The sequence below is a fragment of the Kitasatospora sp. NPDC093550 genome (assembly GCF_044764985.1).
Lineage (GTDB): Bacteria > Actinomycetota > Actinomycetes > Streptomycetales > Streptomycetaceae > Kitasatospora.
In genome coordinates this window covers 147,909-168,824 of the sequence record NZ_JBIWJF010000003.1, presented here as the reverse complement: position 1 = coordinate 168,824, position 20,916 = coordinate 147,909, and the positions used below count along the sequence as shown (strand labels likewise).

At 73.3% G+C, this 20,916-nt stretch carries 19 protein-coding genes and 1 pseudogene; 9 read left to right on the top strand and 11 right to left on the bottom strand.

Annotated elements, in window-relative coordinates:
• Positions 1 to 134: 134 nt before the first annotated feature.
• The 4 genes from nagA to ACIRD3_RS06150 are packed head-to-tail and all read right to left on the bottom strand — an operon-like array spanning position 135 to position 4,414.
• Positions 135 to 1,352 carry an N-acetylglucosamine-6-phosphate deacetylase gene (gene nagA, locus ACIRD3_RS06165; RefSeq protein ID WP_402212333.1) on the bottom strand — a complete coding sequence of 406 codons (1,218 nt, stop codon included), beginning with the start codon at positions 1,350 to 1,352 and terminating at the stop codon, positions 135 to 137.
• Positions 1,353 to 1,366: 14 nt separating this feature from the next.
• The gene (locus tag ACIRD3_RS06160; RefSeq protein ID WP_402212330.1) at positions 1,367 to 2,197 is read right to left on the bottom strand and encodes a carbohydrate ABC transporter permease; all 831 of its coding nucleotides are present in this window, start codon (positions 2,195 to 2,197) and stop codon (positions 1,367 to 1,369) included.
• Positions 2,197 to 3,126, bottom strand: coding sequence for a carbohydrate ABC transporter permease (locus ACIRD3_RS06155; RefSeq protein ID WP_402212328.1), 930 nt, complete (start codon positions 3,124 to 3,126; stop codon positions 2,197 to 2,199). The genes ACIRD3_RS06160 and ACIRD3_RS06155 overlap by 1 nt, the downstream gene beginning before the upstream one ends.
• A 31-nt stretch (positions 3,127 to 3,157) precedes the next feature.
• Positions 3,158 to 4,414 (bottom strand): extracellular solute-binding protein, encoded by a 1,257-nt coding sequence (locus ACIRD3_RS06150; RefSeq protein WP_402212325.1) that lies wholly within the window; start codon positions 4,412 to 4,414, stop codon positions 3,158 to 3,160.
• 415 nt (positions 4,415 to 4,829) lie between these two features.
• Here ACIRD3_RS06150 and ACIRD3_RS06145 point away from each other — a divergent pair, with 415 nt between their 5' ends.
• The 5 genes from ACIRD3_RS06145 to ACIRD3_RS06125 all read left to right on the top strand — a co-directional run bounded on the left by ACIRD3_RS06145 (position 4,830) and on the right by ACIRD3_RS06125 (position 10,808).
• The gene (locus ACIRD3_RS06145; protein ID WP_402212323.1) at positions 4,830 to 6,827 is read left to right on the top strand and encodes a ricin-type beta-trefoil lectin domain protein; all 1,998 of its coding nucleotides are present in this window, start codon (positions 4,830 to 4,832) and stop codon (positions 6,825 to 6,827) included.
• Between the two features lie 280 nt (positions 6,828 to 7,107).
• Positions 7,108 to 7,980: an SIS domain-containing protein gene (locus tag ACIRD3_RS06140; RefSeq protein ID WP_402212320.1), complete on the top strand. Its 873-nt coding sequence runs from the start codon at positions 7,108 to 7,110 to the stop codon at positions 7,978 to 7,980.
• A 34-nt stretch (positions 7,981 to 8,014) separates the two neighbouring features.
• Positions 8,015 to 9,013, top strand: coding sequence for an ROK family protein (locus ACIRD3_RS06135; RefSeq protein WP_402212317.1), 999 nt, complete (start codon positions 8,015 to 8,017; stop codon positions 9,011 to 9,013).
• Positions 9,010 to 9,954, top strand: a complete 945-nt coding sequence (locus ACIRD3_RS06130; protein WP_402212315.1) for a 1-phosphofructokinase family hexose kinase — start codon at positions 9,010 to 9,012, stop codon at positions 9,952 to 9,954. Before ACIRD3_RS06135 ends, ACIRD3_RS06130 begins: the two co-directional genes overlap by 4 nt.
• Positions 9,945 to 10,808 (top strand): ketose-bisphosphate aldolase, encoded by an 864-nt coding sequence (locus ACIRD3_RS06125; RefSeq protein ID WP_402212313.1) that lies wholly within the window; start codon positions 9,945 to 9,947, stop codon positions 10,806 to 10,808. The genes ACIRD3_RS06130 and ACIRD3_RS06125 overlap by 10 nt, the downstream gene beginning before the upstream one ends.
• 49 nt (positions 10,809 to 10,857) lie before the next feature.
• Here ACIRD3_RS06125 and ACIRD3_RS06120 read toward each other — a convergent pair whose 3' ends face one another.
• Positions 10,858 to 11,643 (bottom strand): DeoR/GlpR family DNA-binding transcription regulator, encoded by a 786-nt coding sequence (locus tag ACIRD3_RS06120; protein WP_402212310.1) that lies wholly within the window; start codon positions 11,641 to 11,643, stop codon positions 10,858 to 10,860.
• 159 nt (positions 11,644 to 11,802) lie between these two features.
• Positions 11,803 to 12,435, bottom strand: coding sequence for a TetR family transcriptional regulator (locus tag ACIRD3_RS06115; protein WP_402212307.1), 633 nt, complete (start codon positions 12,433 to 12,435; stop codon positions 11,803 to 11,805).
• Positions 12,436 to 12,814: 379 nt separating this feature from the next.
• Here ACIRD3_RS06115 and ACIRD3_RS06110 point away from each other — a divergent pair, with 379 nt between their 5' ends.
• Both ACIRD3_RS06110 and ACIRD3_RS06105 read left to right on the top strand, forming a co-directional pair.
• A complete protein-coding gene (locus tag ACIRD3_RS06110; RefSeq protein WP_402212305.1) occupies positions 12,815 to 14,011 on the top strand; it encodes a glycoside hydrolase family 1 protein in 1,197 nt (398 codons plus the stop codon).
• A 129-nt stretch (positions 14,012 to 14,140) separates the two neighbouring features.
• Entirely contained in the window at positions 14,141 to 15,148 is a 1,008-nt protein-coding gene (locus ACIRD3_RS06105) for an alpha/beta hydrolase fold domain-containing protein (protein WP_402212302.1), read from the top strand.
• Here ACIRD3_RS06105 and ACIRD3_RS06100 read toward each other — a convergent pair.
• Positions 15,128 to 15,553 carry a DUF3592 domain-containing protein gene (locus ACIRD3_RS06100; RefSeq protein ID WP_402212299.1) on the bottom strand — a complete coding sequence of 142 codons (426 nt, stop codon included), beginning with the start codon at positions 15,551 to 15,553 and terminating at the stop codon, positions 15,128 to 15,130. The genes ACIRD3_RS06105 and ACIRD3_RS06100 overlap by 21 nt on opposite strands.
• 257 nt (positions 15,554 to 15,810) lie before the next feature.
• Complete coding sequence (locus ACIRD3_RS06095) at positions 15,811 to 16,191, bottom strand: YybH family protein (RefSeq protein WP_402212297.1); 381 nt, start codon at positions 16,189 to 16,191, stop codon at positions 15,811 to 15,813.
• 136 nt (positions 16,192 to 16,327) lie between these two features.
• Between ACIRD3_RS06095 and ACIRD3_RS06090 the strand changes: the two genes are divergently transcribed.
• Together ACIRD3_RS06090 and ACIRD3_RS06085 are read left to right on the top strand one after the other, a co-directional pair.
• Positions 16,328 to 17,257, top strand: coding sequence for a helix-turn-helix domain-containing protein (locus ACIRD3_RS06090; protein ID WP_402212295.1), 930 nt, complete (start codon positions 16,328 to 16,330; stop codon positions 17,255 to 17,257).
• Between the two features lie 204 nt (positions 17,258 to 17,461).
• Positions 17,462 to 18,173, top strand: a pseudogene (locus tag ACIRD3_RS06085) (GAF domain-containing protein); the annotation flags it as partial.
• Between the two features lie 31 nt (positions 18,174 to 18,204).
• Here ACIRD3_RS06085 and ACIRD3_RS06080 read toward each other — a convergent pair.
• The 3 genes from ACIRD3_RS06080 to ACIRD3_RS06070 form a co-directional block, all read right to left on the bottom strand.
• Positions 18,205 to 19,269: a YihY/virulence factor BrkB family protein gene (locus ACIRD3_RS06080; protein ID WP_402212293.1), complete on the bottom strand. Its 1,065-nt coding sequence runs from the start codon at positions 19,267 to 19,269 to the stop codon at positions 18,205 to 18,207.
• A 105-nt stretch (positions 19,270 to 19,374) separates the two neighbouring features.
• Positions 19,375 to 19,758, bottom strand: coding sequence for a VOC family protein (locus tag ACIRD3_RS06075; protein WP_402212291.1), 384 nt, complete (start codon positions 19,756 to 19,758; stop codon positions 19,375 to 19,377).
• 114 nt (positions 19,759 to 19,872) lie between these two features.
• The gene (locus tag ACIRD3_RS06070; RefSeq protein WP_402212288.1) at positions 19,873 to 20,916 is read right to left on the bottom strand and encodes an STM4011 family radical SAM protein; all 1,044 of its coding nucleotides are present in this window, start codon (positions 20,914 to 20,916) and stop codon (positions 19,873 to 19,875) included.

Here is a 20,916-nt window from a genome sequence, read left to right as displayed (position 1 = left end):
TCTCCCGTTGACCCCTTTCCGTCCACCGGCGCCCGGCCCGCTCACCACGAGCGGGCCGGGCGCCGGTCTGTCGGGAGGAGATCGCCTGACAGGGGCTTCGCGACATGACGGCGGGCCGGTGCGCGTGGCACGGCTCACCGGGAGGGCTTCATCCGTGCCGCGGGGGGGCGATGGTCGTCGGAACGGACTGCGGGGAAGTGTTCGGCGCCGGTGATCCAGTGGCCGCGGCGCATGACGGCGACCAGGTCGTGGGTGGTGGAGTCGAGGACGGCGAGGTCGGCGAGTTTGCCGGTTTCGAGGGTGCCGATGGAGTCGGCGAGGCCGAGGAGGCGGGCGGGGGTGGTGGAGAGGGCTTCGACGGTCTGGTGGAGGGTGAGGCCGTTGACGGTGACCGAGCGTTTGAACGCGGTGTCGAGGGTGAGGGTGGAGCCGGCGATGGAGCTGCCGTCGGGGAGCATGGCGATGCCGTTGGTGACGTGGACGTGGAGGGGGCCGAGGGGGTAGCGGCCGTCGCCCATGGCGGCGGCGGCCATGGCGTCGGTGATCAGGGCGACGCGGGAGGGGCCTGCGGTGCGGTGGGCGAGGTCGAGGACGGAGGGGTGCAGGTGCACGCCGTCGTTGATCAGCTCGACGGTGACGCGTTCGTCCTCCAGCAGGGCGATGATCGGGCCGGGGGTGCGGTGGGCGATGCCGGGCATGGCGTTGAACAGGTGGGTGGCGACGGTGGCTCCGGCGTCGATCGCCTCCAGGGTGGTGGGGTAGTCGGAGTCGGTGTGGCCGATGGCGGCGATCACGCCGAGGTCGGTGAGCATGCGTATCGAGTGGAGGCCGCCGGGGAGTTCGGGGGCGAGGGTGAGCATCCTGGCGTGGCCGCGGGCGGCGTCGAGGAGTGTGCGCACGAGGGCGGGGTCGGGGTCGCGGAGCAGGTCGGGGCGGTGGGCGCCGCAGCGGCCCGGGGAGATGAAGGGGCCTTCGAAGTGGATGCCGGCCAGGATGCCGTCCTCGGCGAGTTCGGAGAGGACGGCGGCCTGGCGGGCGAGGTCGTCGATCTCGCCGGTGACGGTGGAGGCGACGGTGGTGGTGGTGCCGTGTTCGAGGTGGGTGCGGGCGGCGTGCAGGGCCTCCTCGGCGATGCCGGAGGTGTAGGAGGCGCCGCCGCCGCCGTGGACGTGCAGGTCCACGAAGCCGGGGACGACGGTGTGGCCGGTGAGGTCGAGGTCACCGGGTTCGGCCGGCCCGTGGGTGACGGCCGCGATGCGGTCGCCCTCGACCACGATCCGGCCGGCCACCAGGACCTCACCGGGCAGCACCAAGCGGGCTCCGGCGAGGCCGGATCGGGTCGTGACGGTCATGCGGTCACCTCGTCCTACTTCACCGACCCGGCGGTGAGGCCGGAGACCACGTGCCGTTCGATGACGGCGAAGAGCACCACGACGGGCACGATCGCGACGATCGAGGCCGCGAACACGTGGTTCCACTGCACGCTGTAGGCGCCGATCATGTTGTCGATGCCGACGGTGAGGGGCTGGCGGTCGGGGGAGTCGGTCAGGGTCAGGCCCATGATGAACTCGTTCCAGGCCGCGATGAAGGTGAAGATCACCGCGGTGACCACGCCGGGCAGGGCGAGCGGCAGGGTGACCCGGAACAGGGCGCCGATCCGGCCGTTGCCGTCGATCTGCGCGGCCTCCTCCAACTCGACCGGGATGGAGCCGATGTAGGCGCTGAGGATCCAGATCGCGAAGGCCAGGTTGAACGCGGCGTTGGCGAGCACGAGCACCCAGACCGTGTTCAGCAGGCCGAGCGTGTAGAACTCCCGGTAGAGGCCGACCTGGAGGGCGGTGGGCTGGAACATCTGGGTGACGAGCACCAGCAGCAGGAAGGCCTTGCGGCCGCGGAAGCGGACCCGGGCGGTGTAGTACGCGGCGGGCAGCGCGACCAGCAGGACCAGCAGGGTGGACCCGCCGGCGACGAGCAGGGTGACCTGGAGGTTCTGCCCGAGGGTGGTGTCGGTCCAGACCTTGGTGAAGGAGGACCAGTCGAAGTGCGTGGGCAGGTAACCGCTGTCGCGCAGCTGGTCGGCGGGGCGTCCGGCGGTGACCACCATCTCCAGGTACGGGAGCAGGAAGAGCGCGGCGAGCGCCCAGGCGGTGGCGGTGAGCAGGACGGTGCGGGCGGGGGAGCGGCGGGCCGCGGCCATCAGTTCTCCTCCTCGTTCCAGCGGCTGACCTTGAGGAAGAGCAGCACCATGACGATGACGACGGCGAAGTTGACGACGGACATGGCGGCGGACTCGGCGACGTCGTAGCCGCGCAGCATGTACATGAACACGGTGGTGGTGGCGGTGTCGGCGTTGGGGCCGCCCTGGGTCATGCCCCAGATCACCGGGAAGGAGTTGAAGACGTTGATCAGATTGACCACCAGGGCCACCAGGAAGGCCGGGCGCAGCAGCGGCAGGGTGACCTTGCGGTAGGTCTGCCACCGGGACGCGCCGTCCACGTGCGCCGCCTCGTACACCTCGCCGGGGACGGTCTGCAGGCCGGCGAGCAGGGTGTAGGTGGTGAAGGGCAGCGAGACGAAGACGGCGACGAGGACCAGCCAGGGCTTGGCGTGTCCGGCGTCGCCGAGCCAGGCCCGGGCGTGGTCGATCAGGCCGAGGTCGAGGAGCAGCCGGTTGAGCACGCCGGCGACCTGGTCGAGCATCCAGCGGAAGCCGATCGCCGTCATCAGCACGGACGCGGCCCAGGGCGCGATGAGCGCCCAGCGGGTGATCCTGCGCCCGGGGAAGTTCTGGTGGAACAGCTGGGCCAGGGCGAGGGAGACCAGCATGGTCAGCCCGACCACGGCGACCGTCCAGACGACGGTCCAGCCGAGCACGGCCGGGAGCCGGGGGTCGTCGAACAGCTTGTGGTACTTGACCAGACCGGCGGGGCCGTGGTCGGTGCCGGAGGTGTCGATCCGGCGCAGCGAGGTGCGGACCATCTCGGCGGCGGGCCAGACGACCACGGTGAGGATCAGCAGGACGGCCGGGGCCAGCCAGGGCAGCGGGCCGAGCCGTTGCCACAGGGGTCGGCGGCGGACCGGGCGGGCCCGGCGGCCCGCCCGGACGGTGGTGGTGCGGTTGGACACGGTGTGACGCTTCCTGTCGGACGGGCGCCGGCTACTGACCGGCCTGCTGGGCGGCCTGCTGCAGGGCGTCGAGGGTCTTCCTGGGGTCGGTGAGGGCGCTGCCGATCTGGGTCTTGATCTGCGCGGAGACGGCGGGCCAGGTGGGGTCGCTGAGCGGGTAGAAGCGGGCGGTGGGCAGGACCTGGAGGAACGGCTGGAGGGCCTTCTCGTCCGGGTCGGCCTGGAGCGCGGTCAGCGCGGACTGGGTGACCGGGAGCAGGTTGTACTCCTTGGCGAACCTGACGGTGTTGTCCTTGTCGTAGGCGAAGTCGAGGAAGGCCCTGATCTGGTCCTTGTGGCCGCCCTTCTTGAAGGCCATCACCCAGTCACCGACACCGAGGGTGGTCGTGGCGGGGCCGTCCTTGCCGGGCATCGAGCTCCAGCTGACGTCCATGCCCTTCAGGTCGGCGAGCTGACCGGGGAACCCGTTGAGCATGCCGACCTTGCCGGAGGCGAAGTCCTTGGTGAGGTCGGTGCGGTTGACGGAGGCCGGGCTCTGTTCGGTCAGGCCCGCATCGGCCCAGCTCTTGAGCTGGGCGAAGGTGTCGATGTTGGCCTGCGAGTTGATGGTGTAGTGGCCGTTGGCGTCCTGGTAGCCGCCGTGGTTCTCCAGCATCCAGATGAAGGACTCGCCCTGGGCCTCCTCCTTGCCCAGGGGGACGCCGAGCGGGATCTCCACCCCGGCCTTCTTGAGCGCGGTGGCGGCGGCGGTGACGTCGGCCCAGGTCCTGGGGGGCTTGGCCGGGTCGAGACCGGCCTTCTTGAACAGCGTGTTGTTGATCAGGAACATCCGGGCGCTGGAGACGAACGGGATCCCGTACTGGGTGCCGTCCTGCTCACCGGTTCTGGCCATGGCCGGGATGAAGTCGATCGCGGTCGGGCCGGACAGGACGTCCTGGGCGGCGTAGAGCAAGCCGTTCCTGGCGAAGTCGGCGTAGCCGCCGGTCTGCAGGACGTCCGGCTGGTTGCCGTTCTGCACCATCGTCTTGACCTGGGTGTCCAGGTCGTTCCAGTTGATCACCTGCAGGGCGACCTTGATCTTCGGGTTCTGCTGCTCGAACGCCGAGATCACGCCCTGCCAGTACGCCTGGGTCGGGTTCTGGCCGTTGGATCCGTAGTCCGCGGCGACGAACCTGATCGTCGTGGTGCCGTCGGCCGAGGAGCCGGATCCGGAGCCGCTGCCGCAGGCTGACAGGGCCAGCGCGCCGGCGACGCCGACGGCCGACAGGAGGAGGAAGCGCGGGTTCATCAGGGGTACCGCCGTTTCTCGGGAGCCACGGCGCGGTGGGGCGCGGCGCCGGGTGGGGCTCAGGGTGGTGGGGCGCAGGGGGGTGCAGGGGGTGGGGTGCAGGGCGGCGAGGCGCGGGGAGGCGAGGCGCAGCCGGGCGGGGCGTAGCGCAGGTGATCTCGGATGCGCGGTGATGATTGATACCGATCGTTTCGCGCATGTTTGAACGTCGGCTTGGTGGAAGTGTGCATGCTCGGGCCCCGGGGGACCAGTCGGCGTTATCGAAGCGTTGCGGTCGAGATGTCGGAGTGCCGCGCGGGCGGCACTTCCTCTTGACGGCCGCCGTCGCCGCGCACGAAGCTGTGCCGCACCTGATTGAAGCTGCTTGATCAATCGGTGATCAGGTCAAATTCGATCAGGCCTGAAGGGACCCACCATGACCCCACGCATCCTGAACCGGGCCGCGCCCCTGCTGCTCAGCGTCGCCCTGGCCGTCACCGGCTCCGCCCTCACGGCTCCCGTGGCCCGGGCGAACGACGGCGTCAGCCAGACGGCCGCCAACCACTCGTCCGCCGCCTCGCCGAACGGGCCGATCGCCGCCACCCCGCCGATGGGCTTCAACAACTGGGCCCGGACCGAGTGTCGGCCGCAGGCCCCGCTCGACGGCTTCCCGCAGAGCGGCTACTCCTTCCAGCAGTACATGGAGGACAACGCCAAGGCCCTGTCGGACGCCGGGCTGATCGCGGCCGGCTACAAGACCGTCACCGTCGACGACTGCTGGATGTACCGCAACAGCGCGGGCTACCTGCACGGCGGGCTCAACTGGGGCTCCCGGACCGACGTCCGCGACGCCACCAAGCAGCCCGGCTTCGACTACGAGCTGACCGCCTACGGCGCCTACCTGCACAGCCTGGGGGCCAGGTTCGGCATCTACGAGACCTCCGGCACCCACACCTGCTCGACCGTCGCCCCGACCTCGCCCAACCTCGCCAACGGCAGCGAGTACCACGAGCAGGCCGACGCCGACTCCTTCGTCAGCTGGGGCGTCGACACGCTCAAGTACGACAACTGCGGTACCGCGGAGCCCGTCCAGACCCTCGACACCCGGATGTCGAACGCGCTGAACACCGCCGTCACCAACGCCGTCAACGGTGGCACTCCGACGCCGAACGTCACCTTCAACATCTCCGCCCCGGCCGGACTGACCAACGGCCCGGGCAAGTTCGCCGCGATGAACTGGGTGCGTCCGCTCGGCCAGCTGTGGCGGGTCGGCCCGGACATCTTCAACGACCGGGACAACGGCGCCACCGATCCGTGGAACCAGCCGCTGGGCGTCCAGTCCTCGTACAACTTCGGCGCCTACCAGAGCTTCGACTCCACCCTGGAGCTCAGCCGCTACCAGGGTCCGGGCAACTGGAACGACGCCGACATGCTGCTGATCGGCGACAACGGCATGACCACCGCCGAGGAGCGCAGCCAGATGTCGCTGTTCTCGGCGCTGGCCGCGCCGCTGGTGATCTCCACCGACGCCCGCAAGTTCGAACCCGCCTACATCGCCGCGCACCCGGCCGAGGCGGACCACCTCAACGCCTCCGTCGCGATCCTCGGCAACAGCGAGGTCATCGCCGTCGACCAGGACCCGCTCGGCGCCGGCGGCCACCGGGTCTCGGGCGGTGGCGCCAACGCCGACGGCACGCCCGCGGCGAGCAGCGGCATCGACGTGGTGGTCAAGCCGCTCGCGGACGGCAGTCGGGCGGTGGTGGTGCTCAACAAGGGCGCCACCACGGCGAACTACACGCTCGACCTGAACGCCGTCGGCTTCGACCCGGCGGCCGGCGGCTACACCGTCCGTGACCTGTGGGCGCACAGCACCGCCAGCTCGGCCGGCACCGTCCCGCTGACCGTCGGCCCGCACGACAGCGCGATGCTCAGGATCACCCCGCCGAGCGGCGGCGGCTTCACCCCGCGCGGCCAGATCACCGTCTCGCGCAACAGCTGGGGCAAGGCCTCGCTCTGCCTGGACAACTACCAGTCCCGGACGGCCGACACCGCCGTCGACGTCTACCCCTGCTCCGGCGCCTCCAACCAGCAGTGGCAGCGGAACGCCGACGGTTCGATCCGGCTCCTCCAGGCCGGCACCGCCAACCTCTGCCTGACCGCGCGGAGTTCCGCCTCGACCGGCGTGATCAACGGCCGGACCGGCCAGTGGGTGGGGGTCGCCCCCTGCGGCTCGGCGCCCGGCTACCAGACCTGGACGTACAACCGGGACGGCAACCTGAAGCTCGCCGGCACCAACCAGTGCCTCGACGTCTACACCGGGACGACGACGACCGGCGGGACCCCGGTCGACCTCTACGGCTGCGGTGCCGCGCCGGACGGGATCCAGACCAACCAGACCTGGGCCGCTCCCTACAGCGCGCCGCCGGGGGCCTGAGGGCCGGGCGGGGCCTGAACCCGCCCGGGGCGGCGGCCCCGGGCGGGTCGGCCTGTCCTCGCGACCGTCCGATCCGGGCGGTCGCGGTCGCGGTCGCGGTCGCGGTCGCGGCGGACGGGCGTCTGCGCGTTCTTGCGCAATATTGAGCGCTAGGGCTATAAACGAGTCACCTTCAATCATTCGTGCGCTGTGAACGCTGCGTCGGCGCGCGAACCCCTTCGCCCCCCTTCCGAACCCTTCGAACCCTTCGTGCTTCTTCGAGTCCCTGCAGGAGGACACCGTGACCCACGTCGCCGACGAGATCGCCAGCCAGCCGCAGTGCTGGCGCCGCGCGCTGGAACTGACTCCGTCCGGACTGCCCGAGCCCGGTGAGCGGGTGGCCGTGGTGGGGTGCGGAACGTCGCTGTACATCGCCCAGGCCTACGCCGCGCTGCGCGAGGGCGCGGGTCTGGGGGAGACCGACGCCTTCGCCGCCTCCGAGTTCCCCGCCGACCGCGCCTACGACCGGATCCTGGCCATCAGCCGCTCCGGCACCACGACCGAGGTGCTCGCCGCGCTCGCCCGGGCCGCCGGCACCCCGACGACGGCCCTCACCGGCGTCCCGGCCACTCCGATCAGCGCCGTCGCCGGCGCGGTGATCGACCTGGGGTTCGCCGACGAGACGTCCGTCGTGCAGACCAGGTTCGCCACCACGGCCCTGGTCCTGCTGCGGGCCCACCTCGGGGCCGTCCCGGCCGATCTGCCCGAACAGGCCGAGCGCGCCCTGCTCGCCCCACTGCCCGAAGAGGCCGCCGGAGCACGCCAGTTCACCTTCCTCGGCACCGGCTGGACGGTCGGCCTCGCCAACGAGGCCGCGCTCAAGCTCCGTGAGGCCTCCGGCTCCTGGACCGAGTCCTACCCGGCCATGGAGTACCGGCACGGCCCGATCAGCGTCAGCGGCCCCGACAGCGTCGTGTGGTTCTTCGGCGAGCCGCCGACGGGCCTGCTGGACCAGGTCCTCGCGACCGGAGCCGCCGCCTCGGTCTCGCCGCTGGACCCGCTGGCCGACCTGGTCCGCGCCCAGCGCCTCGCGGTGGAACTCGCCACCGCCCGCGGCCTGGACCCCGACCGGCCGCGCAACCTGACCCGCTCGATCATCCTGACCACCTCATGACCGGGCGACGAGGCGGTACGAACGGTGGTGTGACATGACGGTCATCGCGCTCGACGTCGGCGGCACCCAGATCAAGGCGGGCGTGCTGGCCGAGGACGGCTCCCTGATCCACGGCGAGCGTCGGTTCACCCGAGCCGAGTGCGGTCCGGACGCGGTCCTGGACACCGTCCTGGCCTGCGCCGTCGATCTCGCCCGGGAGTTCGCGCCGACGGCGGCGGGCATCGCGGTACCCGGCATCGTCGACGAGGCGGCAGGAACGTCCGTGTTCTCCGCCAACCTCGGCTGGCGACGGGTCCCCGTGCGCGAGTGGCTGGAGGAGGCGCTGGAAATCCCGGTCGCCTTCGGCCACGACGTCCGGGCCGGCGGGCTGGCCGAAGCCCGGCTCGGAGCGGGCCGGGGCTGTCGCTCCTTCCTGTTCGTCCCGGTCGGCACCGGCATCGCCTCGGCGATCATGATCGACGGAAAGGCCCTGACCGGCCGGGGCGGCGCCGGAGAGCTCGGTCACCTCCCGGTGCGACCCGGAGGGGAGCCCTGCCCCTGCGGTGGCCGCGGCTGCCTGGAGACCGTCGCGTCGGCCTCGGCCATCGCCCGCCGCTACGGCGCCGCCACCGGGGTCGCCGGGGGCAGCGCCGAGGACGTCCGGCAGCGCGCCGAATCCGGTGACGCGGTCGCGGCCGCGGTGTGGCGCGAGGCCGTCGACGCCCTCGCCGACGGCCTGAGCGCCGCCACCGCCCTCCTCGACCCCGAGCGGATCGTCATCGGCGGCGGCCTGGCCAGGGCCGGAGCCCCGTACTTCGACCCGCTGCGGGCCGCCCTGGCCGAACGATCGACCTTCCGGACGGCGCCTCCGGTCGTCCCGGCGGAGCTCGGGCACCAGGCCGGATGCCTGGGAGCCGCCCTGCTCGCCCAGGACCTCGCCAGGGGGCTGGACCGGGGCCTCGCCGGGAGCCCCGACCGGGCCGGGAAGCCCGCGACGCGGGCCCGGCGGCTCCACCTGCTACCGCGTCAGACCGGTGGCGAGGTCGACGAATGATCCTCACCGTCACGCTCAACGCCGCGCTCGACGTCACCTACCGGCTCCCCCGGCTCCGCCCCCACGCGAGCAACCGCGTGCGCGAGACGGACGCGCGGGCCGGCGGCAAGGGCGTCAACGTCTCCCGGGTCCTGCACGCCCTCGGCCACGACACCGTCGTCACCGGCCTGTCCGGCGGAACGACCGGCGAGACGGTGCGCGCGGAACTCGCCGCGGCCGGGATCGCCGAGCGGCTGCTCCCGATCGCGGGCGAGACCCGCCGGACGGTGGCCGTGGTGGACGAGGAGCAGGGCGACACCACCGTCCTGCTGGAACCCGGGCCCGTCGTCACCGCGGCCGAGTGGGCGCGGTTCCTCGACCGGTACGACGACCTGCTCGCCCGCGCCGGGGCCGTGGTGCTCTCCGGCAGCCTCCCCGGTGGTCTGCCCGTCGACGCCTACGCCGTCCTGATCCGTCTGGCCCGGGCCCGTCTCGTGCCCGCCGTCCTCGACGCCGACGGCGAGGCCCTGCGCGCCGGCCTCGCCGAGGCGCCCGCCGTCGTCAAGCCCAACGCCCACGAGCTCGCCGCGGCCAGCGGCACCGACGATCCCCGTGCCGGTGCCGAGGCGCTGCGCGCGGCGGGTGCCCGGGCCGTGGTCGCCTCCCTCGGTCCGGCCGGACTCATCGCCTGCACGCCGCAGGGCAGTTGGGCCGCCCGGCCGCCCGAGGCGATCGCCGGCAACCCCACCGGCGCGGGTGACGCGGCGGTCGCCGCCCTCGCCCTGGGGCTGGTCGCCGGAACGCCCTGGCCCGAGCGCCTCATCCGGGCGGTGGCGCTGTCCGCCGCCGCCGTCGCCGCGCCCCTGGCCGGCGACTTCGACCCCGCCGTCCACCGCCGGCTGCTCGGCCGCGTGGCCGCCGAGCGACTCCCCGCACGCACTGGAGAGACCCCATGCCCCTGACCGGTACCGGCCGGATCGTCACCGCCGCCAGCAAGGACGGGCGCGGCGTCGGCGCGTTCAACGTCATCCAGCTCGAACACGCCCAGGCCATCGTCGCGGGCGCCGAGGCCGCCGGGGCGCCGGTGGTCCTCCAGCTCAGCGAGAACGCCGTGCGCTACCACGGCGGACTCGGCGCGATCGGGGCGGCGGTCCTCGCCGTCGCGGAATCCGCCCGGGTGCCGGTCGCCGTCCACCTCGACCACGCCACCTCCGCCGAGCTGGTCCACCAGGCCGTCGAACTGGGCTTCCCCTCGGTCATGTTCGACGCCTCCGTGCTGCCCTACGGGGAGAACGTGCGGACCACCGCCGAGGTGGTCGCCCACTGCCACGACGCCGGGGTGTGGGTGGAGGCCGAACTCGGCGAAGTCGGCGGCAAGGACGGCGTGCACGCCCCCGGCGCGCGCACCGACCCGGCCGAGGCCGCCGCCTTCACCGCCGCGACCGGTGTGGACGCCCTGGCCGTCGCCGTCGGCACCTCGCACGCCATGCTCACCCGCGACGCGGCGCTCGACTTCGAGCTGATCGGCGCCCTGCGGGCCGCCGTGCCGGTGCCCCTGGTCCTGCACGGCTCCTCCGGCGTCGCCGACGCGGACCTCACCGCCGCCGTGGAACACGGCGTGACCAAGGTCAACATCGCCACCCACCTCAACCGGGTCCTCACCATCGCGGTGCGCGAGGCGCTCACCGGCGACCCGCACCTCGTCGACACCCGCCGCTACCTCGGAGCCGGACGCTCGGCCGTGGCCGCCGAGGTCACCCGGCTGCTCGACGTGCTCAGGGCGCCCCGCCGGGGCGGATCCGTGCACACGTTCTGAGACGCCGTGACCGGCAGCCGGTGCGCCCGGACACTCCCGAGGACCCGTCTCAGGCGCGCAGGACTTCGACGCCCTGGCTGCCGAGCTGCTCGACCAGCTCGTCCGGGGCGGCCTTGTCGGTGACCAGGACCGCGATCTCGCCGGTGGCGCACACCTGGGCGAAGGCCCGGTGGCCGAGCTTGGTGGAGTCGGCGACCACGATCACCTTCTCCGCCCGCTCGGCCATCGCCCGGTTGGCGCTGGCCTCGCCCTCGTCGTGGGCGGTGGCGCCGTACTTCGGGTCGAACGCGTTCACCCCGAGGATCGCGTAGTCCAGTGAGAGCCCCTGGAGCAGCGTGGTGGCCAGCGGCCCGGTCAGTTCGTAGGAACTGGGCCGGGCCACGCCGCCGGTGACCACGGTCTTCACGTAGGGCCGGACGGCCAGCTCGTGGGCGATGTTGATGGCGTTGGTGACCACGGTCAGCGCGGTCCCGTGCGGGTGCTCGGCGAGGTCGGCCCGGGTGGCGAGCTCGCGGGCGACCTCCGAGGTCGTCGTGCCGCCGTTCAGGCCGACCACGGCCCCGGGCCGGACCAGCCCGGCGGCGGCGCGGGCGATCCGGTGCTTCTCGTCCGCCTGGCGCGCGGTCTTGTAGCGCAGCGGAAGATCGTACGCAACTCCGCTCAGCACCGCGCCGCCCCGGGTGCGCGTGAGCAGCTGCTGGCGGGCCAGCTCCTCCATGTCGCGGCGGACGGTGGCCAGGGACACGCCCAGCAGCTCGGCGGCCTCCGCGACCTCGATCCGGCCCTGCTCGCCCAGGATCTCCAGCAGCCGCGTCCACCGCTCGTGCGTGCCCATCGCCATTCCTCCGTATCGTGCCGAGGGCGAGCGTATCGCGGTCGGGCATCGGTGATCACGCCCGGATCCGGCGATCGCGCCCGGACCGGCTGCGCGCTCGGGATCGGATCGGTGCCTTTCGAGCATCGGCGGTCACGGACGGCCGCCGGTGGACAGCCGTCAGGCCTGCGCGGGGGGTTCGCCCTCGCCGGGTGGGGTCGGATCGTCGAGGGCTGCCAGCAGTGTGTCGCGGAGCCGGGCGATGTCGGCGGCCATGTCGATCGAGGGATCGAGGAGCCACTGGAGTTGCAGGCCGTCCGTGGCGGCGAGCAGGACGCGGGCCGCCCAGTCGGCACGGGCCCGCTGTCCGGCCGGCGCGGGTTCGGTCCCGGATCGGTCCGCCGTGAGCGCCTCGGACAGCCGCTGCCGCAGGATCCGGTAACGCTCGGTGAAGTACTCGTGCGCCGGGTGCTCGGGCTCGGCCGCGGCCGCCGACAGGTCCACGAAGAGCTTGACCAGGCCCGGTGTACCGGCGTTGTCCGTCAGCATCTCCGGGCGCCACAGCGCCTCCCGCTCGCCGTAGCGTTCGGCGGCGGCGGCGTCCCGGGCTTCGAGGACGGCGGTGAGCAGGGCCTCGCGGCTGCCGAAGTGGTGCAGCACGCCCGCGTCCGTCAGGCCCGCCCGCTCGGCGATGTCCTTCACCGACACGCCTCGGGTGCCGGCGTCCGCGTAGGCCGCCAGCGCGGCATCGAGGATCAGCTGTCGTTTCGCCGCGCTCTTCGCGTAGGGGCCGCGCCGGCCGCGTGTCGTCACCCGCTCACTCTAGCCGGGCCCTGATCGACTCCGCGAAAACCTTGCCTCGCTAAGTTTTGGGTCGTACGGTGGCAGGACCGGGCGGTGCCCACCGGGTCGGCCGGGGCCGACCTGGGCCGACCCGGGCGCGGCGTCCTCGCACGTTGGCGCCGGCCGACTCCTCGCGCAGAGCCTCGGCGGTGTGGTCGGCGCCCTGCGCATCGGGCCGATCCGCCGGGTGCGCTGACCGACTCCGACTCCCGGCTGTCGACTCTCGTCGGCTCTCCGCGGCCCGATGCCCGATGCCCGATGTCCGGCGCCCGACTTCCGGCGCGCGACTCCCGACCGCTGACTCCCGTCCTTCCCGAAAGGCCCGCTCGTGTTCGCCAACGCCGTAGGCATGCCCTTCCCGGACGAGTTCCTCTTCGGGGCCTCCACCTCCGCCCACCAGACCGAGGGCGGCAACACCAACAGCGACTGGTGGCAGCTGGAACACCGCGACGGTTCGGCCGCCGAGCCCAGCGGTGACGCCGCCGACAGCTACCACCGCTGGCCCGTCGACATGGACCTGCTCGCCGAACTCGGTTTCACCGACTACCGGTTCAGCATCGAGTGGGCGCGCATCGAGCCCGCGCCGGGCCACTTCTCCCGTGCCGCCCTCGCCCACTACCGCCGGATGGTCGAGGGGGCGCTGGACCGGGGGCTGCGCCCGATGATCACCCTGCACCACTTCACCGTGCCGCGCTGGTTCGCCGAACGCGGCGGCTGGCTGGCCCCGGACGCCGCCGAGCGCTTCGCCCGCTACGTGGCCGCGACCGCGCCGGTCATCGGGGAGGGCGTGCGGCACGTGTGCACCATCAACGAACCCAACATCCTCGCCGCCCTCGGAGCGCCTGCCGCCCTCGGAGCGCCCACCGGCACCGGTGGTGAACATCCGCCGCCCGGGCTGCCGTTGCCCGATCCAGACCTGGCCGCCGCGCTCATCGAGGCCCATCGGGCCGCCGTCCTCGCGGTGAAGGCGATCTCACCGGAGATCCAGGTCGGCTGGTCGGTGGCCAACCAGGTCTACCAGGCCGTCCCGGGGGCGGAGGCCGTCGCGGCCGCCTACCGCCGGCCGCGCGAGGACGTCTTCCTGGAGGCGGCCCGGGCCGACGACTGGATCGGCGTCCAGGCCTGCACCCGTACCCGCATCGGCCACCACGGCCCGCTCCCCGTACCCGAGGGCGCCGAACGCACCCTCACCGGTTGGGAGTTCTACCCGGGAGCCCTGGGCGAGGCCCTGCGTCACACCGCCGACGTGGTCGGCGAGGTCCCGATCATCGTCACCGAGAACGGCATCGCCACCCGCGACGACGAGCGCCGCGTCGCCTACACCCGCCACGCGCTGGAGGACCTGGCGCAGGCGCTCGCCGACGGCCTCGACGTCCGTGGCTACCTGCACTGGAGCGCCCTCGACACCTACGAATGGGGCTCCTACCGCCCCACCTTCGGCCTGATCGCCGTCGACCCCACGAGCTTCCTCCGCGTCCCCAAGCCCTCCGCCCGCTGGCTCGGCCGCATCGCGCGCCGCGGCGTCCTGCCGTGGTCCGCCCCTTGAGCGGAGCCGTCCCGGACGGGCGTCCGGGAGCCCACGACACACCTGCCCCGGCTACCGCTCCCCTCCGATCGGCGGAGCGATGATCCCGGAACCATCCCAGCGGCCCCACGTCAGATGAGGAGAGGCCCGATGCCCGACGAATCCGCGGTCCAGGCCGGAGCCCCGCTCCTGCCGTCGCCCTCCCTGCCACCGCCCTTCCTGCCACCGCCCGCGCCTTCGGTCGCCGCGAACGGTGCCCGCCGGTACGACGGCGTCACCTACGCCAGGACCCTCGGCTACCGCCCCCGCCTGCTCGACCTCCACCTGCCCGCCACCGGGGGGCCGTGGCCCGTCGTGGTCTGGATCCACGGCGGCGGCTGGGCCGACGGCGACCGCCGCTACCCACCGCCCACCCTGCCCGCCGAACTCCTCTTCGGCTCCCTCACCGGCGCCGGCCTCGCCGTGGCCACCATCGACTACCGGCACAGCCTCGAAGCCGCCTTCCCCGCGCAGCTCCACGACGTCCGCGCCGCGATCCGCTACCTGCGGCACTTCGCCGACGAGCTCGGCCTCGACCCGGCGCGCCTCGCCCTGTGGGGAGAGTCGGCCGGCGCCCACCTCGCCGCCCTCGCCGCCCTCGCCCCGCCCGTCACCCCGGACGGCCTCGACCTCGACGGCGAGGAGGGAGTCACCGCCACCGACAGCGGCGCCGTCCGCGCCGTCGTCGACTGGTACGGCCCCGCCGAGCTCGTGTCGGCTGCCGCCGCCTTCCCCGCCGCCCTGGCCCTGCCTCCGGTGGGCAACCCGATGACCGCCCTGATCGGCGCGGAACCCGACGAACGGCCCGACCTGGTCCGCGCCGCCAGCCCCGCCAGCTACGCGGACCACGCCGGCCCGCCCTTCCTGATCATCCACGGCACCGCGGACCAGGTCGTCCCGTACCGGCAGAGCGAACTCCTCGCCGACCGGCTCCGGCCCCACACCGGCGTCGAACTGGTCACCGTTCCCGGTGCGGACCACATCTTCGTCGGCGCCGACATCGAACCGCTGGTCGCCCGCAGCGTCGCGTTCCTCGTCGACCGCCTGGCGAGTCGAGGCCCGTTGGAAGGCAGCCCGCCGCGCGGCACCGCCGGCCCGTCAGCGTGGGGGGACCGGTGAGGTCGGGATCGCCCCGGTCATGATGAGCAGGGGGACGAGGACGAAGACCGTGCCGACGAGGCACCCCAGGATCGGCGTCTTCCAGTTCACCACCCCGTCGAACACCCGGACCAGGTCCGGACGGTCCGGCGGGTAGCAGAGCAGCACCTCGCTGCCCGGCGAGCAGCGCCGGGCGAGGAACACCCGCGCCTCGCGCCCGTTCCCGCCCTCCGGGTCGGGGAACCGGACGGTGCCCCGCCAGGCGGACCGGCCCCGGCCCGCGGGCTCCCGGGAGCAGCTGAGCACCCGGCCGAGGACCCTCGTCCCGCCGCGGGCACGCACGTGCCGGACGGTGCTGCGGGCCGCGACGACCAGCACGCCGAGGCCCGCGACCATCAGCAGCCACAGTCCGCCGTTCCCGGTCATCGCCGTCCCCGACCCTTCATCTGGTCACCCGCTCATCCGCTCATCCGCTGATGCACTCGTCCGCTCATGCGCTCGTGGGCTCGTGCGCTCAGGCATGCGCGGCCGCGTCATGGTACGGCAGGCGCCCGGGGTGACCGCGGCCGCCCACCGCCCACCGCCCACCGCCCACCGCCCACCGCCCACCGTCCGCCGCCTGCGGGTTCGCTGCGGGCTCGACGCTCGGGCCCGCAGCGGGTTCACTGCGGGCTCGCAGGGGCTCAGGCGGTGCCGAGCGGGTTGAGCAGGGTGAAGCGCCAGCCGCCGTCGGCGTCCCGGCGGGCGATGTTGGCGGTGGTGCCGGTCGGGGCGAGCCGTTTGCCGTCGGGACCGTCGACCTCCAGGGTCCAGGCGGTGACCAGCAGGGCGGTGTCCGCGCCGACCAGTGCGTGCCGCGAGACGTTCGTCAGCCTGCCGCGGGCGGCGACGGTTCCGCCGATCTCCGCGCGCAGCGCCGCCGTGCCGGTGATGTGCTCGCCGGTGACCGTACGCATGCCCGCGCCGGGGGCGAACAGGGCCAGTACGCCGTCGACGTCCCCGGCGTTCAGGGCGTCCTGGAACCGGACCGGCAGCTGGGCGGGATCGGTGACCACAGGAGACATGTGAGGGGTCCTCATTTCACGAGACGGTGGGTGACGGGCCTTCCGGTGCGGTGCCCGGTGCGGGCCGCACCGTGCGGCCGTGACTCCACGATGGCCCGGCGGCCGTCCTCCGGACGAGGTAGGGTCCGGACCCGACATGGTCGAAAATGGACAGCGGGATGTCGTCGACATCTCCTACGACAACCCCGACCGGCCCCACGCCGGGATCGAGGTGCTGACCTTCAGTGCGCTGAAGCGGCGCCTGAAGAGCTCGGTCGCCCGCCGGCCGAGCCGCCTGGACTTCCACCAGCTCATGCTGGTGCGCGGCGGCGAGGGCACCGCGATGGTCGATTTCGTCGCGCACCCGTGCGCGCGCGGCACGCTGCTGCACCTGCGGCCGGGCCAGGTGCAGCGGGTGCCGACCGGCGCGAACGGCCACCCCGCCGAGCTCGACGCCGTCCTGCTCCTGTTCACCGGGCACTTCCCTCCGCCCCTGCCCGTCACCCGTGACGTGCTCGACGCCTTCGGCCCCGTCGTACGGCGACTGCCACCCGAGGAGTTCGACACCTTCGACCGCGCGCTGACGGACCTGGAGACGGAGTACCGGGCACTGTGCGACGGACGGGGCACCGGGCCGGCCCCGCCGCCCGTCGACGAGGAGCTCACCACGGCACTGCTGCGCCAGCTCCTCGGTGCACTGCTGATCCGCCTGGCGCGCCTCCCGGACCCGGCCGGCCACCCCGGCCGGGCCACGCCCGGCTCCGCGCTCCACCTCGCCTTCCGGCGGGAGCTGGAGCGCTCCTTCGCGGTGACCCGTTCCGTCGAGGACTACGCCGCGCTGCTCGGCTACTCCCCGCGAACCCTCACCCGTGCCTGTCTGGCCGCCACCGGTCGCAGCGCCAAGCAACTCGCCGACGCCCGGGTCGCCCTGCAGGCGCAGCGGCTGCTCGCCCACACCGACCTGCCGGTGGCTGCGATCGGCCGCGCGCTCGGCTTCACCGAGGCCACCAACTTCGGCAAGTTCTTCACCCGCGAGACCGGCCGAACCCCGGGCGACTTCCGTCGGGCCGAGCGCTCGACCTGGTGACGGCGTCCTTCGCGCGTCCTCCCCGGTCGAGCACCCCGACCCCGAGCCGCCCGGAGACCCTCGCGGACCGACCTGCTCGACCGGAGCGCGCTGCGGGCCTCGGTGGCTCGCCTTCCTTTCCCCGGAGCGTGCCGCCGGGGCCCGTGCCACCAGCGGGGCGGGCCCCCGGCGCCCCCTGGCCGTCCCGGCGACGACGCACCGGGGATCCGGCACACCGAGCTGGAGGGGCCGATGCCCGCCGTCACGGAGCAGTCCCCGATGCCGCTGTCGCGTGCCCTGCGCGGCAGCGCCGCCTCCCTGGCCGGCCCCGAGGTCTACCAGGGCGAGCCCGACTCCGGCATCGCCGTCGTGCAGCGCGAACTGTTCGCCGCCACCGGCATGCACTCGGCGGCGATCGCTCCCATCCGCGGCGCCCGTGAGGTCCTCGGCGCCCTCACCCTGGGGCGGGGCGACCACCGGGTGCGTTTCGCGACCCGGGACCTCTCGCTGCTGGAGGACATCACGCGCCGCGCCGGACTGGCGATCTCCAACTCGCGGCTGTACCAGCGCCAGCGCCGGGTCGCCGAGACCATGCAGCACCACCTGCTGCCCCGCCTGCCCACCGTGCCCGGGGTCGAACTGCACGCCGACTACCTGTCCGCACCGGACGCCTCCCAGGTCGGGGGCGACTGGTACGACGCCTTCACCCTGTCCGACGGCGCCACCGCCCTGGTCATCGGGGATGTCGTCGGAATCCCGCGCCGACGGCATCGACCCCGGGCTCGCCCGGCTCCGCCGCCACGCCGCGGCTCTCGCGCACCACGGCCTCGAAGGCCTCTGCGACCGACTCCTCGAACGCGTCCGCCCCCCGGACAACGACGACGACGTCGCCCTCCTCGCCCTGCGCGTGCCCCGCCTCGACCGCGGCCGCGGCTGACCTGCGAGGACCCGTCCGCGGCGGGCCTTCGTCAGTGTTCGTGGGTGTCGGCGTGGGTGTCGGTGTGGGCGTCGGTTTCGGTGTCGCTTTCGGTGTTCTTGCCGGTGGTCTCGTCGCGTCGGGCCTCGTCGGTGGGTTGTTCCTCGTCCGCGAACGACACGTCGACGCGTTGTTCGGGGCGGCGCTCCTCCTGCCGGGCGACGGAGGAGAGGACGGCCTCGTCGGCGTCCGTGAGCGGTGGCTGCAGCAGGCTGCGCGGCCACAGCCGGCGGGCGAGCACGACGTTGGTCTCGGCCGCGTACACGGTGATCTGCGCGGCCAGGTAGAGCCAGAAGAGCAGGCCGATCACGGTCGCGAAGAAGCCGTAGACCTGGCTCGCGTGCCGCAGCTCGTGGGCGACCAGGACCGAGCCGACGGCCTGGAGAGCGGTGAACAACGGCCCGGCGATCGCACAGCCGGGCCACAGCGCCCGGGTGGGGATCTCACGCGGGGTGAGCACCTGGAAGCAGGCCAGGCACAGGGCGGTGTTCAGCAAGGCCGAGACGATCAGCCCCCCGACCCGGGCGGGCACCCCGCCGAGCGTGCTGCCGACCAGCGAGGCGGCGGCCGTGCCCAGCACCAGTCCGGTGCCCAGGACGGCGAACAGCAGCAGGCTGCGCGCCAGCCGCGGCCAGTAGCCGGGCCGCTTCACCCCGGGGACGTTCCACACCTCGGCCATCGCGTGCTGGAGCACCTGAGCGATGCCGAGCGCGCCGTACAACATCCCCAGTGCGCCGATGACCAGGGCCAGGCCGCTGCCCTGCAGGGAGTGGACGTTCTGCCGCAGTTGGTCGCCGATGATCGGGAAGTCGGCGAGCGCGGAGTCCACCACCGAGCGCTGCGCGCCGGGGTGGCCGTGCAGGACGAAGCCGAGGACGGTGCTCAGCAGGAGCAGGAGCGGGATCAGCGCGACGAAACCGTAGTAGGTGATCAGGGCGGACAGCAGGCCGCCGCGGTCGTCCCCGTACTTGCGCACCACACCGACCACCACGCCGGTGGCCCGGTGACGCTGCTGGAAGCGGTCCACGGCCCGCAGGGCCCGTTCGATCGGATTCACGCGCAGCGTCTGCCCCGGTAGTGGCGGTCGACACCCCTCGGGCCGGGGCCGGCCGAACGGGGCCGGGCGGCCGCGAGCTGCCCCGCCCCGGGCGCCGGGCGGGCGTTACGTGGTGGGCCGCTCGGCCACGCAGAGGATGTTCCCTTCGGAGTCCTTGAACCAGGCCGCACGCAGACCGTCGCTGCCCTCGGCGATGCCGTTGACGGTCTTCAGGCCCGGGAAGTCGTACTCCTCGAACGTGATGCCGCGGGCGCGCAGCGCCGACATCTCGCCGTCGAGGTCGGCGACTTTGAAGCTGGCCAGGGTGTGTGCGGCCTGGCCGGCGCTCGGTGTCTCGTACATCCCGAAACGGGTGCCTCCGCTCTCGAAGGTGAGGTCCTCAGGGCTCTCCTCGACGAGCTTCACGCCCAGGGTGTCGGTGTAGAAGGCCTTGGCCCGCGCAAGATCGGCGACGGGGATCATGGCCAGCACAGGTGCGTCTCCCAGCATGGTGATTCGCCTCCTCCTGCTTCCAGGCTAGGTACCTCGCGGCGGGTGTGCCCACGGGTGGGACCGGCCGACTTCGCGGTGTGCCGGGTGGGTGGCGGGGTGTGACGCGGGCTGTCACCGGTCGTGCGTCGGGACAGCCGTCCGGCCGGGCGTCGGGTCGGCCGTCCGGCCGTGTGTCGGGTGGTGGGTCGGGTCGGCCGTGCGGTCGTGCGGTATGCGCTCCAGGACGCCGGCGCCGAACAGTTCGTACAGCGGAAGGGTCTCCAGGTGGACGTACCCGATGTGGCAGTCGCAGACCGGCAAGGGGCAGGGGCGCGGGCGGAGCCGGCCTCGGTAGCTGCCGTCGTAGAGGTTGCCGAGGACGTCCCGGACGAAGTGGCAGCGGCGCACCGTGCCGTCGCCGTCCACCGACAGGACGGATTCGCCGGTGCGGCAGGGCAGCCCGGCGCTGGGGTGGGCGTGCCGGCTGTACCCGAAGTGCGGGTCGAGCGCGGACCAGCGGGCGGCCTCGGCGTCGGTGTAGCTGAGGCCCTCGGCGGCGTTGACCCACAGGTAGACGTGCTCGGAGAGTTCGGCGCGCAGGCGGCGGGCCTCGTCGAGGTGCTCGGGCTGACCGACCACGCCGACGCTGTACCGCACGCCGAGCGCGTCCAGTTCGCGGCACTTGGCGAGGAAACGGTCGCGGGTGACCTGGCCGGGGTGGTAGGTGACCCAGAGGGCGATGGTGTCGAGGTCGGCCTCGGCCAGCCAGCCGGTGCGGCAGCTGAGGTTGGTCTGGATCGCGACCCGGCGCACGTGCGGGAGGCGGCTCAGCTCGACCAGCGCGCGGCGGTACCAGGACCGGACCAGGCCCTCGCCCCAGGGGGTGAACAGCAGCGACAGCGTGTCACCGGTGTCCGCGCGGTCGGCCGCCCAGCCGGTGAAGCGGTCCAACGCGGCCCGGTCGGCGCGCAGTTGCTCGGGCGTGTCCCGGCGCTTGGCGAACGGGCAGTAGGGGCAGTCGTAGTCGCAGGAGGCGAGCGGGCCGCGGTAGAGCAGGGTGAGGTCCCGCGCACCGTCCTCGGCGACGGGTGCGGGGACGGGTGCGACGCCCGGTGCGGTGCCGGATGCGGGAACGGGTGTGACGCCCGGTGCGGTGTCGGGTGCGGCCGTCGGCAT

Coding starts and splice junctions, on each gene's coding strand:
- nagA (WP_402212333.1), bottom strand. CDS start 1,352: ATGACCGTCACGACCCGATCCGGCCTCGCCGGAGCCCGCTTGGTGCTG.
- ACIRD3_RS06160 (WP_402212330.1), bottom strand. CDS start 2,197: ATGGCCGCGGCCCGCCGCTCCCCCGCCCGCACCGTCCTGCTCACCGCC.
- ACIRD3_RS06150 (WP_402212325.1), bottom strand. CDS start 4,414: ATGAACCCGCGCTTCCTCCTCCTGTCGGCCGTCGGCGTCGCCGGCGCG.
- ACIRD3_RS06145 (WP_402212323.1), top strand. CDS start 4,830: ATGACCCCACGCATCCTGAACCGGGCCGCGCCCCTGCTGCTCAGCGTC.
- ACIRD3_RS06135 (WP_402212317.1), top strand. CDS start 8,015: ATGACGGTCATCGCGCTCGACGTCGGCGGCACCCAGATCAAGGCGGGC.
- ACIRD3_RS06130 (WP_402212315.1), top strand. CDS start 9,010: ATGATCCTCACCGTCACGCTCAACGCCGCGCTCGACGTCACCTACCGG.
- ACIRD3_RS06125 (WP_402212313.1), top strand. CDS start 9,945: ATGCCCCTGACCGGTACCGGCCGGATCGTCACCGCCGCCAGCAAGGAC.
- ACIRD3_RS06120 (WP_402212310.1), bottom strand. CDS start 11,643: ATGGGCACGCACGAGCGGTGGACGCGGCTGCTGGAGATCCTGGGCGAG.
- ACIRD3_RS06110 (WP_402212305.1), top strand. CDS start 12,815: ATGCCCTTCCCGGACGAGTTCCTCTTCGGGGCCTCCACCTCCGCCCAC.
- ACIRD3_RS06105 (WP_402212302.1), top strand. CDS start 14,141: ATGCCCGACGAATCCGCGGTCCAGGCCGGAGCCCCGCTCCTGCCGTCG.
- ACIRD3_RS06100 (WP_402212299.1), bottom strand. CDS start 15,553: ATGACCGGGAACGGCGGACTGTGGCTGCTGATGGTCGCGGGCCTCGGC.
- ACIRD3_RS06095 (WP_402212297.1), bottom strand. CDS start 16,191: ATGTCTCCTGTGGTCACCGATCCCGCCCAGCTGCCGGTCCGGTTCCAG.
- ACIRD3_RS06090 (WP_402212295.1), top strand. CDS start 16,328: ATGGTCGAAAATGGACAGCGGGATGTCGTCGACATCTCCTACGACAAC.
- ACIRD3_RS06075 (WP_402212291.1), bottom strand. CDS start 19,758: ATGCTGGGAGACGCACCTGTGCTGGCCATGATCCCCGTCGCCGATCTT.
- ACIRD3_RS06070 (WP_402212288.1), bottom strand. CDS start 20,916: ATGCCGACGGCCGCACCCGACACCGCACCGGGCGTCACACCCGTTCCC.